Here is a 13,218-nt window from a genome sequence, read left to right on the forward strand (position 1 = left end):
AAGCTACGCCAGCAGCTTGCGCAGTAATTGCCGCACCTCGGTAGGCGAGGAGATGTTGAACCGCGCCAGCGAGCGCACCCCCGCGCCCACCCGCACCGTGTAGGCCTCGGGGGGCATGGCTCGAAACGTGTCCTCATCGGTGCGGTCGTCGCCTAATGCCAGCACAAAATCAGCCGGGTAAGCTGCCAGCCAGCGCGCCGCGGCCGTCCCCTTGTTGATGCCGGCATTCTTGATTTCCAGCACCTTATTGCCCTCCATCACGTGCAGGTCGGTGTTGGCGGTCATAAAGGAGAGGTGGGCCAGCAGCTCGCGGGCGCGCACCTCGCCCAGGTCGGCATCGACGCGGCGGTAGTGCCACACTAGCGAGTAGTCTTTTTCCTCGATGAACGAGCCGGCGGTGCGCGCCACGTACAGCTCCAGCACCGGGCGCAGGTCGCGCATCCAGTCGTTGCGCAGCGCCTGAAACAACTCCCATTCCTGGCCAGCCGGCCGCAGCCACACGCCGTGCTCGGCAATAAAGTCTATCGGCAAGTGGCCCAGCCACTTAGCCAGCGTGGCTCGGTCGCGCCCGCTGATGACAACCACCCGCGTGTTGGGAACTTCCGACAGCGCCCGCAGCAGCAGGCGCAGCTCCTGGTCGGGCTCGGCGCGCTGGGGGTTGGGGTGAAAGCCCACCAGCGTGCCATCGTAATCGAGCAGAATGAGGCGCTGCTTGGCGGCGTGGTAGTCGGCCAGCAGCTGGGTAGCCACGGTGGGCGTGAGCATTTCGGTGGCCAGGGTGTGCTGCTTCATTTTAGTGTAGGCCAACTGGTTCATAAACAGCTTAGTCCAGGAGAATACATTGTAGCGCTTCACCAAGGCCTGCATGGCCGTCATGCGGGTTATTTGCTCGTCTTCGGGCATCACCAGGGCTTCGTGCATAGCCTCGGCCAGCTGGCCCATGTCGGTGGGGTTGATAATAATGGCGTCCGACAATTCGCGGGCCGCGCCGGCGCGCTCACTCAGGATGAGCACGCCGCGTTGGTCGAGCTTGCTGGCCACGTACTCCTTGGCTACCAGGTTCATCCCGTCGCGCATGGGCGTTACCAGCGCTACCTCGGCCAGGCGGTATAGCGCCGCCAGCTCCTCTAGGGGCAGCGAGCGGTAGAAGTACAGAATGGGGTTCCAGCCAATGGTGCGGTACTGCGCGTTGAGGCGGCCCACCAACTCGTCAATCTCCTCCTTCAGCGACGCGTACTGTGCCACCTGGTCGCGCGAGGGCACCACCAGCATAATGAGGCTCACTTGCCCACGCCACTCGGGGTAGCGCTGGAGCAGTAGGTCAAACGCCCGCAGCCGCTGCGCAATGCCCTTGGTATAGTCGAGCCGGTCGATGGACAAAATGACCCGCGTATCGCGCAGCGCCTCCAGGTACACCGCCTCGTGGGCCTGGGCTTCGGGCGAGGCCGCCGCCTCGGCATAGCGCGCATAGTCGATGCCCATCGGGAAGGCATCGACCCGCACCGTGCGGCTAGCCGTTTCGATTTGCCCGTTCTGGGCCGGCAAGCCCAGCAGGTGCGACACCGCGCTCAAGAAATGCCGCAGGTAGCCAAACGTGTGAAAACCAATGAGGTCGGCTCCCAGCATGCCGCGCAGCAGCTGTTCGCGCCAGGGCAGCACCCGTATCAGTTCCTGCGATGGAAACGGTATGTGCAGGAAGAACCCGATGCTGGCCTCGGGCCGCGCCTTGCGCAGCATTTCGGGCAGCAGCAGCAGCTGGTAGTCGTGAATCCAAATGGTGTCTTCGGGCCCGGCTTGGGCCAGCACGGCGGCGCAAAACTTCTCATTTACCCGCACATACGCCTCCCAATGAGATTGCTCATACGTAGCAAACTCGCTGAAATAGTGGAAGGTAGGCCACAGCGTAGAGTTGCTGAAGCCTTCGTAGAAATCCCGGATTTCGGCTTCCGTCAAAAACACCGGGGCCATGTTGTCGGCCCGCAGCTCGGTGCAGATGTAGTCTTCCTCCGCGGCATCCTGCACAAACAGTCCCGGCCAGCCAATCCACAAGTTATCGCCCTGCTTATAGATGGAGCCGAGGCCCGTAGCCAGTCCGCCTTCGCTGGGCTGAAACGTGAGGCCGTCGTCGTTGCGCAGAACTTTAGTGGGGAGGCGATTGGAGACGATTAAGGTGCGGGACATAGGCTTTTGGCGGATGGTGAACCCTATGGGATACGCGAAAACTCACCAAAAAGCCATTTTTAGCCCAAATTACCTTCCCTGCCAACCGCCCCTTAATCAAAAATGACGGTCTTGTTGCGGTGCACGAATACCTGCTCATCCAGCACTAATTGCAGGGCGCGGGCCAGCACCAGCTTCTCCACGTCGCGCCCGGCCTGGGCCAGTTCGCGGGCGCTGCGCGTGTGGTCAATCGGTATCACGCTCTGCGCAATAATCGGCCCCTGGTCCAGCTCTTCGTTCACGAAGTGCGCCGTGGCCCCAATGATTTTCACGCCCCGCGCATACGCCTGCGCATAGGGGCTAGCCCCCACAAACGCCGGCAAAAACGAGTGGTGAATATTGATGAGCCGGTTGGCGTACGGGGCCACAAACTCGGGCGACAAAATGCGCATGTACTTGGCCAGCACCACTAAGTCAGGCGCGTAGCCGGCCAGTTGCGCCAGCACCGCGGCCTCGTGCGCCGCCCGGCTGCGCCCCTCGTGCGGCAGGTAGTGAAACGGCAGCCCAAACTGCCGCGTGAGCCCACCCAGTACCTCGTGGTTGCTGATAACAGCTAAAATATTGGCATTCAGTTCATTGAAGGCGTGGCGTACCAGCAGCTCGCTTAGGCAGTGGTGCTCCTTGGTCACGAGCAGCACAATGTTCTTCTTGCGGTTGTCGGTCAGGCGCACATTAGCCGTGGCGGGCAGGGCCGCCCGCAACTCGGCCAGTAGCGGGGCTGCGTCGTCGTCATTCGCCAGCTCAAACTCGGTGCGCATGAAAAATACGCTCCCCTCGCGCTCCACAAACTCGCTGTTACGCAGGATGTTGAGCCCGTGCGCATACAGCATACCCGTAATTTTATAAATCAGCCCGCGCTCGTCGGGGCATTGAATCAGTAGCAGGTGCGGCATGGCGGTAGGCCCCGGCCCACGGGCCGGCACAAGGGTAGATGAGCCGGCAATATGCAGCCGCTTGCCCGCGCCTTAGCGTTGCAACTCGTACTTCTGCTTGATAAAGTCGAGCATTTCGCGCACGTGCTCGTCGGTTTTGTTGGCCTCTATTTTCCAGAGCGCCTCAATGAGCAGCAGCAGCAGGCGCGTTTCCTTGGCTGGCTCTGGGTAGCCCAGCTCCTGAAACGCCACTTGCAGCCGCGCTGGCACCGGGCGCATAAAGCGCTCGTGCTGCTGCTGCGCCGTTTCGTGGTCGGCCAGCCGGTATTGCAATTTCCAGAAAAAGGGCTCCTCCAGCACCAGCTTATACGGCAGGTCGATTACGCTGTGAATGAAGGTAAGCGCATCCGTTTCGGTGAGGCCGCCGCGGTTATGCTCAATAATGCGCTGGTAGCCACTCTTGATAACAAAGTCGAGCAGCTGGTCTTTCGAACCAAAGTGCTTGAAAATCAGGGCTTCCGAAACGCCGGCGGCCTTGGCAATCTGCTGGGTAGAGGTATTCTCAAACCCTTTCTCTCCAAACAGTTGCAGCGCCACATCGGCAATGTGTTGGCGGCGGGTAATCATACAGGAGATGGTAGAATAGGGCGGCAACCCGTGCCGGGCCGCCGTTATAACGAAGGTGCAAAGTTCGGGCATAACCACGGCAAAGCGGGCCTCCGCGTGCCTTATTTCCGAATAACCATGCGTAACTACTTAGCCATCAAACAGAAACCGGCCGATTCGGAATTACCAAATCGGCCGGTTGAGAAACTTTCAGACTCTGCCAGGCCGGGGCGGGACAGAGGGGTTACCAGCTGGGGTGGGACGACGGCTGGGTAATCAGGATGTGAAATGGAACCAGTTGGAGTGGGACGACAACCGGGCAACAGAGATAGAATGTGAACCGGCTGGGGTGGGACGACGGCCGGCTAGTAGAGTGGTAGCAGCTAACGGGGTGGGAGTCGCTGGCTGCTTAGTGATACAATATTACGACAAGAAACTAAAACGCGGTAAGTGTTAGCTCACCAAACAAAGGTGAGCTAACACTTACTGTTAAAAATTGTACGTAATTCATTGACTATCAGTAATAAAAAATAACGTATAAAATTTCGGTATTTGTGAAAATAGTATCATCATTAATCGGCTTCGGTAGCAATTGCCCGTTTTTCTGCTCAAAAAGCCAATTTCCGCTTGGGAAAGCTGCTGGCATAGAAGCAGGTAGCCCACAAAAAAAAAGGCTACAAAACTGGCGGCTAAGCCAATTTTGCAGCCCCCTGCGGGTGCGTACCGAAGCTACCTAACTCAAGTTGCGAGCTATACTCCTCGGTCGGCCAGCTAGCGCCGGCGGACCGGCCAAGCGGCCTCGCCAGTTGAAACTTGCCAGTGCGGCACGCTACGCCGCAACTTGGGTTACCTGGCAGCTTTATAGATACTTCTCATAGATGCCGGCCGCTATCTTCTCCACAATCGGTTTGGGTACCACGCTGGTAAGGCCCGCCGATACCTTATTGAGCACGCCGGGAATAAACTCGGCCCGGCCCGCAAATAAGGCTTTGAGGCCGGTGGTGGCCACTTGCGCAGCCGTCATCGACACTTTGTTGGCCACGGCCTGCAACTCGGTGCCCATGCCGGCGCGGTTGCCAAAGTCGGTGGTGGTGGCCCCAGGGCTGAGGCAGGTAACCGACACGGTGCTGCCCTTGAGCTCGTAGCGCAGCCCGCGGCTGAAGCTGAGGACAAAAGCTTTGCTGGCCGCGTACACCGTGAGCGAAGGCACCGCTTGGTAAGCAGCCGTGCTGGCCACATTGAGAATGTAGCCCTTGGTGGCGCGGCGCAGCAGCGGGAGCAGCGCATAGGTGAGCTGCACGGGCAGCGTCAGGTTGAGCTGTAGCATGTTGAGCTGCTCCTCCAGATTGAGCTGCTCGAAACGACCCCACAGGCCATAGCCCGCATTATTGACGAGCACACCCAGGCCCGCAGGGGCCTGGTGAGCGGCCCATGTGGCTACGGTAGCTGCTGCGTCGGGCTGCGTGAGGTCCAGGGCCAGTACTTGCGCCTGGCGCTCGTGGCGCAGCTGTACTTCCTGCGCCAAGGCCTGGAGCTGGTCGGCCGAGCGGGCTACTAGTAGGAGGTCGTAGCCGCGCTGGGCCAGGCCTAGCGCCAAGGCCCGGCCAATGCCGCGCGAAGCGCCGGTGATGAGAGCAAAAGGCATAAGGGATTAGGAGCTAAGGGACAAAAAAGCGGTGGAAGCAGCGCCGCCCAACCTAGTTGAGCAGCACCGCTTCCACCGCTTGAGTAGGCGAACGATGGCGTACTTATTTTACCAGGTGCAGGAAGCGCAGGTAGAAAGGCGTGGGGCTTTCCTCGCTCTTGGGCTGGTACTTGCCCCCGATAATGGGCACGTACATCACGCGGCGGCGCGACTCGGGGCCCGTGAGGGGCGACTGCGCCACGCGGTGCCACATGCGGCCATCGTGTACGGTAAGGTCGCCGGGCTCGGTTTCAATGGCAATCTCGTTGGGGTCGTAAAAAACGTCTTTGTAGTATTTCTTGCGAAACAGCATCTTGCCCAGGCCCTGGCGGTGGGTGCTAGGTATCACGCGTAAGCCGCCGTTGGTGGCCTTGGTACCGTCGAGGTGCAGGCCCACGTTGAGCATGGGCCGAATGCGCTTGCCGTAAAAAACATCGCGCAGCGAGTCGGTATGCCAGCCCATCTGGCTGAATTCGGAGCCCTCGATGTTCACGTAGTGGTTCACTACCAGGCCATCGCGCTCGTTTTCGCCTACCCGGCCGCCGGGCATTTCCAGCAGTGGAAACAGGGCCTTGAAGCGCGGGTCTTGCAGTAGCTCATGCAGCACGGGGCTGTGCTGCGAGGTAAAGGCGAAGCGCTGCACAATGGGTGAGCCGTCCACGTCTTTGCCGTACTTAATGGGCACTCCATTGACCTTTTCTACGCTGTGGGACAGCCAGTTAGCTTGCACTTCCTGGGTGGCTTGTAGGTAAAGCTGCACCTGCTCGGGCGAGGCAAAAGGCCGAAAATGCAGAAACCCGTATTTAGAGAAGAAGGCCCGCTGCTCGGCCGTCAGTTCCTGGCCAAGAGTGAAGCGCGGATAATCGGATAAAGATGCCATAGAGGGAAAAGTTGGCGGAAATAGCTCCCGGCCGCCCTGGAATTCAAATGAAGGGGCAAAGATACGTCTGCACTGCGTGGCACAGAATGAATATTGTCTGTTCTGCTGCCGCACCGTGCGGCCTATAACTAGGGGCCGGGTGGCGAAGTTTAGTGGCAGGGTTCTGTTTTATGGCTCATAGCCTATCTTTTTAGGATTATTAGGCCTAAAAGACTGTTAAATGGGCCAATTTTGTGGTTCGGCTTAGTTGCAGCCTTCGGGCGATAATTTGCCGTACAAAGACGCGGGCCGCTTGGCTTTCCTTTATCCCACCTGTTCTTTCTTGCCCGCTCATGGTTTTTACGCCTAGCCCCCTACTGCTCAAACTGCTCTACAACCGGGGCAGCCTCCACAACCTACCCGAGGGCCGGGGCGTGGCGTTCAGCATTAAAAACCGCCTCGATACCGCGCGCCTAACCGGCCTGACGCAGGTGAAGCTGGGCGACGTAACCGTGCCCGCCGCCCGCATCACCCTCGACCTGGGCGCGGGGGATTTTCGGACTGGCGCCAGTGTAGATGCTGATAGCCAGGCGGTTGAGCTGCCGGTGGGCCGCGTTGTTACGTTTGTGCTCGACATGCCCGCGCTGGCCGAGGGCGTGCATCAGCTGCAAGTGCAGTTTGGGACCGATGCCTTTGGCGAGCTCACCGTGGACGTGGAAGACGCTATTGGCAGCCCCGATAGCCGGGTGCGCATCCCGCGCTCCGACGAAGACGACTATGCGGCGGCGGCCATTCAGGCCCGGCAGCAGTTTGCCGAGGAATTTACCCAACAGGAATTCAGTCACTTAAAGAATTATTCGTTTGACCCGCACGACCTCAAGGGCAACTGCGAACATTTTGTGGGCGTGGCGCAGGTGCCGGTAGGCCTGGCCGGCCCTCTTACCGTGAACGGCGAACACGCGCAGGGCGATTTCCTGATTCCAATGGCTACCACCGAAGGCACGCTGGTAGCGAGCTACAACCGTGGCATGCAGGTGCTTAACTTGTGTGGTGGGGTAAAATGCACGGTTATTGGTGATGCCATGCAGCGGGCCCCGGTGTTTGTGTTTGATGATGCCCGCGGCGCCCGCGACTTTGGCCGCTGGGTGGCCGAGAGTCTGGAGCAAATTAGGCCCCAGGCCGAGAGCACGTCGCGCATTGCCAAGCTGCAATACATTGATACCTACCTCAGTAACAAGTTTGCCTACCTGCGCTTCAACTTCTCGACCGGCGACGCGGCGGGGCAAAACATGGTGGGCCGCGCCACGTTTGCGGCCTGCTCCTGGATTTTGGAGAACTACCAGGGCGCGCCCATCCGGCACTTTTATCTGGAGTCGAATTTTGCTACCGACAAGAAAGCCAGCCAGATAAACGTGATGCGCACCCGCGGCAAGCGCGTGGTGGCCGAGGCCGTAATCAAGCGCGATGTGCTGCAACAGCGCATGCGCGTGACACCCGAGCAGCTGGCCTACCACGGGCAGGTGAGCAACGTAGGGGCCTTTCTGTCAGGAGCTAACAACAACGGCGCGCACTCGGCCAACGGCATTACGGCGCTCTTCATTGCCACGGGCCAGGACGTGGCCAACGTGAGCGAGTCGAGCGCCGGCGTGCTGTATTCGGAGGTAACGAAGGAGGGCGACTTGTACCTCAACATCACTATTCCGTCGCTCATTGTGGCCACCCACGGCGGCGGTACCGGTTTGGCCACCCAAAACGAGTGCCTGCGCATGCTGGGCTGCGTGGGCCAGGGCACAGTATATAAATTTGCCGAAATAGTGGCCGGCGTGGTGCTGGCCGGCGAGCTGAGCCTGGGGGCCGCCATCAGTAGTAGCGATTGGGTGAGTAGCCACGAGCAGTACGGCCGCAACCGCTAGCGGGCTAAGCGATTGGGTAGCCTATATTTGGTCCCGCTCATTCTCTTTTTTCTGCCCGAAGTTTGAAACTAGCCTTTACTCTGCTGCTGGCCGCGGCGTGCGCCCCTGCTTGGGGCCAGGCCGGCCGGCCCAGCGCCGACCCCGTCCGCGCCCTTTACCGCGAAGCCAACACGCCAGCTGCCGCCCTGCGCCTGCGGGCCGAAATAAGCCAGCACTCCACCGAGTTTTTGGCCAAAGGCACCTACGAAGCCGGTTACCTGCGCACCCTCGATGGCCGCCGCATCTTGCTGGCCGGCCTGCGCTACCACGTGGGCCAGCGGGTACTGCAAGTGCAGGATTCGCTGCAAGCCGATAGCACCCACTATTGGCCGCTGGCCGCCATCCGGGGCTTTGACTTGGGCCTGGACGACGACGCGCCTTTGCCCGCTAGCCAAGCTGATGCCCCGCCCGCAGTGCAGCGCTACCGCGCCCGCCTGGTGCAGGACGGCCGCCAGGCCCCACACCGCGAAGCCGTGCAGGTGCTTACCACCATCGACTCGGGCCCGCTGCTACTGGCCTGGCTGCCCACCGTGGCTGAGCCGGCCAGCCACTACCTCATGCAAGTGCTGGTGGCCGGCCCCGGCCTGGGCGGCACCGAGCCGCTGCACCCGCTCGACCTCACGCCGGCGGCCGTGCTGCGCCTCTGCGGCAGCCGCGCCGAGGAGGTCCGCACCTTTGCCACCGCCCGCCACCTGCGCTACGACCAGCCCAACGAAGTAGCCAAAATGCTGGATTATTATAATCGCGTGGCAGTGGCTAAGTAGTTGGCTAATGTGGTTGAGGCTATGCTAAAAAGAACGTCATGCTGAACGCAAGGAAGCAGCTCGCTCGCGCCGCTGGATTACTAACCCGCCGATTCGAGCGAGCTGCTTCCCTGCGTTCAGCATGACGTTCTTTTACTTCAACTATGCTAACGTTCTTGCAGCCTACTTGCCCAGCAGCGCCAGTTGGGCGGTGCTATCCTGCACCACGTGCAGGGCCTGCTGAAGCTCCAGGTCGTCTTCACGCAGGATGGCGCGGGCGGCCTCGGCACCGTAGGCGCTGCGGGCAATGTTGGCCTTGAGGCAGTTGCGCAGCGCGGGCGCACAGCGGCGCAGGGCCACGGGGTCGGGCCGCATACCGGCCAGCGCAGCTTGGCGCACGAGGCCATCCAGCTCGGTATCGGTGACGCGGAATACGGATTGGTATTGCGCGAAGCGCAGGCCCGCCAGCTCGGTTTTGTGTCGCTGGTAGAAGGTGAGCGCGTAGGCGTACAGCACGCCCAGGTTTTGCAGGCGGGCATAATAGGCCGAATGCAGCACCGTATCGCGGGCCACAAATACGTCGGGTGTGATGCCGCCGCCGCCGTACACCACCCGGCCGTGGTCGGTGCGAAACTGCGGACCGGGGGCCACGCGCACGCTATCGGCTGAGCTTAGCTCGCCGTGCTGCTGGCGCTCGGTGAGCTCGCGGTTGTAGCTGGCGCGGTCGGGGCCGTAGGGCTTTTGGATGCAACGGCCCACCGGCGTGTAGTAGCGGGCCACGGTGAGGCGCAGCTCGCCACCCTCTTGCAGGGCAATGGGTTGCTGCACCAAGCCCTTGCCAAAGGTGCGGCGGCCCACCAGCAGGGCGCGGTCGTGGTCTTGCAACGCCCCGGCCAGCACCTCGGCGGCCGAGGCGCTGTTCTCGTCTACCAGCACCACGAGGGGCTGCTGCTCCCAGTCGCCGGCCACGTGGGCGTAGGTCTGGGAGTTGTACTGCTCCTCCTTGCCGGCGGTGTATACGATTTTGCGCGAGCCGGCGATGAACTCATCAGCCAGGCGGGTGGCGCGGTCGAGGTAGCCGCCGGGGTTGCCGCGCAGGTCGAGCACCAGCCGCTTCAGGCCCTGGCGCTGCAAATCGGCTAGCTGGGCCTTAAACTCCTCATACGTATTGGCGGCGAAGCGATTAATCTTGATATAACCCGTCTGGCCATCCTCCAGCAGCGCGCCGGGCTCCACGGAATTATTGGGTAAGCGGCCCCGATTGAGGCGAATGGTGAGCGGCTGCGGCAGCGTTGGCCGAGCCACCAGCAAACTTAGGGCGCTGCCGCGGGGGCCGCGCAGCAGCTGCATCACCTGCGTGGTACTAAGGTGCGCCCCGGCGATGGCTTGCGTGCCGGCACGCAGCAACTGGTCGCCGGGCAGCAGGCCCGCCGCTTCGGCCGGGCCACCCGGCAGCGTGGCAACTACGGTGGCCGTATCCCGGAAAAAGTTAAAATCGATCCCGGCTCCGTCGAAGCTGCTTTGCAGGAACGCATCGACCTGGTCGCGGTCCTTGGCGGGGATGTAAACCGAGTGCGGGTCGAGCTTACCCAGCAGCTGCGCCACGGCGTAGTTGGTCAGCCCATCAGCATCGACCGAATCGACGTAGTCGCGGTCAATATAGCTAAGTATTTCTTTATAACGAATATATCCGCGAGCAGTAGCGTCCGGATTTTCGGTGCGCGGCCTGAAAGGGTTGGTTCCCAATATGATACCGATACCTAGTGTCAGCAAAGGGAGTAGCCAGAGCCGGCGCTTTCTCTGCTTGCGAGTAGGTATTGGAGTAGTATAATGAACATCGCCGGGCGATGGTAACGGGGCGGGCATAAGCGAATCCGCAGAGCGTATAATTCTAAATCAAGCAGCAATAAAGTCAATTACTCACCCAAATCTACCGCCTGGCCAGCACAACCAATCACCAGTTACGGCCAACGGGAATGCTTTCCGGGTAGGCGCACACATTTTCTCGGTAAAAGACAAAATACCCGGTGACTTACGGTCAAGCTTAGCTGGCTGGTTGGGGGCCGGGCCGTTGCGGGCTACCAACCGGCCCTGCCACGGGGCCGTATCTTTGTGGTTTACCGCGCTTGCTTATGGCTACTCCCACTCCCGGCCGCATTTTGGCCATCGACTACGGCAACAAACGGGTGGGGCTGGCCATTACCGACCCGTTGCAGCTCATCGCTTCGCCCCTGGATACCATTCACAGTCAGGACTTAGTGAAATTTGTGCTCGACTACCACCTGCGCGAGCCGCTGGCGGCCGTGGTGGTGGGCATGCCGCGCACGCTGCTCAACGAGCCCACCGACTCGACCAGCGCGGTGGTGGGTTTGCTGCGCCGCCTGCGCCGCGAGCTGCCTGCCGTGCCCATCCACGAAATCGACGAGCGCTTCACTTCCCGGCTGGCCAAGCAGGCTATGCTGGCCGGCGGCCTGGGCCGCAAGGCCCGCCAGGATAAAGCCACCGTGGATAAGGTGAGCGCGGCGCTTATTCTTCAGTCATTTTTAGCATCCCCTTCGCACGCATGATTCTCCCGATTGTTGCCATCGGCGACCCCGTTCTCAAAACCCTCGCCAAAGACCTGCCTACTGACCTGCCCGCCTCTGAGCTGCAAAAGCTGGTGCAGGATATGTACGAAACCATGTACGAGGCCCACGGCGTGGGCCTGGCCGCCCCCCAAGTCGGCCGCGCCGTGCGCCTGTTTGTGATGGACTCGGGCCCCATGCTGACCCCCGACGAAGACGACGAGGATGACGAGCCCGTGGAAGTAGCTGCCGCCGACGAAATCACCGAAACGCCCATCAAGCGCGCCTTTATCAACCCGCAGATGGTGAGTGAAACTGGTACCCAGTGGGGCTTTGAGGAAGGCTGCCTGAGCATACCGGGCGTGCGCGAAATGGTGCAGCGCTGCCCCGACATTGTGCTGCGTTACGAGGACGAAAACCGCCAGGTGCACGAGGAAGCCTTCAGTGGCATGGCGGCCCGCATCATCCAGCACGAGTACGACCACCTGGAAGGTATATTGTTCACGGACAAGCTATCCACTTTCAAGAAGCAGCTGTTGAAAGGCAAGCTTGCGCGCATCAGCAAGGGCGACGTGAAGCACGACTACCGCATGAAATTTCCGAGCGGCGGTGGGCGGCGGTAGGGTAAGCCCAGTAAGTAAGTATAGCAAAGCCGGCGTACCTCATGAGGTGCGCCGGCTTTGTGCTTTGAGGACCAGGCGCGTATCTTTTGGCCCGTGAAGAAACAACTATTGCTATTATTGCTGTTGGCAAGCTGGCCAAATGCGCCCGCGCAGGCCTGGGGCTTTTTCGGCCACCGCTTGCTCAACCGGCTGGCGGTATACACGTTACCGCCCGAAATGCTGCCGTTTTTCAAGGGTAATATCGAGTACCTGACAACTAACGCCACCCGGCCCGACTCGCGGCGCACGGTGGTGCCCACCGAGGCCCCGCGCCACTTTATGGATGTGGATGTGTACGGCGACAGCGCCCTCACTGCCCACGGCCTGCCCCGCGCCTACGCCGATGCCGTGGCCTTGGTGGGCGGTGAGGACTCGCTGCTGCACCACGGCATAGTGCCCTGGCAGGTGGCCACTATGAAGGCCCAACTCACGGCCGCCTTCCAGGCCGGCGACACTGACCGCATTCTATACCTGGCCGCCGACCTGGGGCACTACGTGGCCGATGCCTGCGTGCCCCTACACACCACCCGCAACTACAACGGCCAGCTCACGGGCCAGCGCGGCATCCATGCGCTTTGGGAGTCGCGCTTGCCCGAGCTACAAGCTGCTGACTACGACCTGCTTACCGGCCCGGCCCCGTACCTGGAGCAGCCCATTGAAGCCGCCTGGGCGGCCGTGGCGCGGGCCCACGCGGCTGTCGATTCGGTATTCAGGATGGAGAAAGTCGTGTCGGCCGAGCTGGCCGAGGACCGCAAATACGGCTACGAGCAGCGCGGCAACCAAACTATCCGCACGTACTCGCGGGAGTTCAGCCAGGCGTACCACCGGCAACTCAACGGGCAGGTGGAGCGGCAGCTGCGCTACGCGGCCCGGCTCATTGGCGCATTCTGGTACACGAGCTGGGTCGATGCGGGCCAGCCCGACTTGACCAAACTACCCCAGCAGCCCTCGGGTGCCGCGCGGCTGCAAGCCGCCGCGGAAACCAAGGCAGCCCTGGCGGCCCCCGAAGTGCCGTTGCCGGGGCATGACGAATAGCCGCTCAAACAAAAAAGCCCG

The 13,218-nt window shown here is 61.3% G+C and carries 11 protein-coding genes; 5 read left to right on the plus strand and 6 right to left on the minus strand.

Translation table 11 applies throughout. The features are described 5' to 3' along the window. Positions 1-3: 3 nt before the first annotated feature. The 5 genes from ACYVGC_RS16015 to ACYVGC_RS16035 all read right to left on the minus strand — a co-directional run bounded on the left by ACYVGC_RS16015 (position 4) and on the right by ACYVGC_RS16035 (position 6,262). Positions 4-2,181 (minus strand): bifunctional alpha,alpha-trehalose-phosphate synthase (UDP-forming)/trehalose-phosphatase, encoded by a 2,178-nt coding sequence (locus tag ACYVGC_RS16015; protein ID WP_460584852.1) that lies wholly within the window; start codon positions 2,179-2,181, stop codon positions 4-6. Between the two features lie 92 nt (positions 2,182-2,273). Next, a complete protein-coding gene (purU, locus tag ACYVGC_RS16020) occupies positions 2,274-3,113 on the minus strand; it encodes a formyltetrahydrofolate deformylase (RefSeq protein WP_460584853.1) in 840 nt (279 codons plus the stop codon). A 72-nt stretch (positions 3,114-3,185) separates the two neighbouring features. Then, positions 3,186-3,791, minus strand: a complete 606-nt coding sequence (locus tag ACYVGC_RS16025; RefSeq protein ID WP_460584854.1) for a TetR/AcrR family transcriptional regulator — start codon at positions 3,789-3,791, stop codon at positions 3,186-3,188. A 766-nt stretch (positions 3,792-4,557) separates the two neighbouring features. Further along, positions 4,558-5,343 carry an SDR family NAD(P)-dependent oxidoreductase gene (locus tag ACYVGC_RS16030; RefSeq protein WP_460584855.1) on the minus strand — a complete coding sequence of 262 codons (786 nt, stop codon included), beginning with the start codon at positions 5,341-5,343 and terminating at the stop codon, positions 4,558-4,560. Between the two features lie 103 nt (positions 5,344-5,446). Then, the gene (locus tag ACYVGC_RS16035) at positions 5,447-6,262 is read right to left on the minus strand and encodes a phytanoyl-CoA dioxygenase family protein (protein ID WP_460584856.1); all 816 of its coding nucleotides are present in this window, start codon (positions 6,260-6,262) and stop codon (positions 5,447-5,449) included. Positions 6,263-6,594: 332 nt separating this feature from the next. Here ACYVGC_RS16035 and ACYVGC_RS16040 point away from each other — a divergent pair, with 332 nt between their 5' ends. Further along, positions 6,595-8,154 (plus strand): hydroxymethylglutaryl-CoA reductase, encoded by a 1,560-nt coding sequence (locus ACYVGC_RS16040; protein ID WP_460584857.1) that lies wholly within the window; start codon positions 6,595-6,597, stop codon positions 8,152-8,154. A gap of 62 nt (positions 8,155-8,216) precedes the next feature. After that, complete coding sequence (locus ACYVGC_RS16045; protein WP_460584858.1) at positions 8,217-8,957, plus strand: hypothetical protein; 741 nt, start codon at positions 8,217-8,219, stop codon at positions 8,955-8,957. Positions 8,958-9,119: 162 nt separating this feature from the next. Here ACYVGC_RS16045 and ACYVGC_RS16050 read toward each other — a convergent pair whose 3' ends face one another. Further along, positions 9,120-10,682 (minus strand): S41 family peptidase, encoded by a 1,563-nt coding sequence (locus tag ACYVGC_RS16050; RefSeq protein WP_460584859.1) that lies wholly within the window; start codon positions 10,680-10,682, stop codon positions 9,120-9,122. Between the two features lie 386 nt (positions 10,683-11,068). On the opposite strand from ACYVGC_RS16050, the gene ruvX reads away from it, so the two are divergent. The 3 genes from ruvX to ACYVGC_RS16065 all read left to right on the plus strand — a co-directional run bounded on the left by ruvX (position 11,069) and on the right by ACYVGC_RS16065 (position 13,197). Then, a complete protein-coding gene (ruvX, locus tag ACYVGC_RS16055) occupies positions 11,069-11,503 on the plus strand; it encodes a Holliday junction resolvase RuvX (RefSeq protein WP_283562776.1) in 435 nt (144 codons plus the stop codon). After that, entirely contained in the window at positions 11,500-12,123 is a 624-nt protein-coding gene (locus ACYVGC_RS16060; RefSeq protein ID WP_460584860.1) for a peptide deformylase, read from the plus strand. The genes ruvX and ACYVGC_RS16060 overlap by 4 nt, the downstream gene beginning before the upstream one ends. Before the next feature lie 93 nt (positions 12,124-12,216). Continuing rightward, entirely contained in the window at positions 12,217-13,197 is a 981-nt protein-coding gene (locus ACYVGC_RS16065; protein WP_460584861.1) for a zinc dependent phospholipase C family protein, read from the plus strand. The last annotated feature ends 21 nt before the right edge of the window (positions 13,198-13,218 follow it).

The organism is Hymenobacter arcticus (assembly GCF_054779975.1).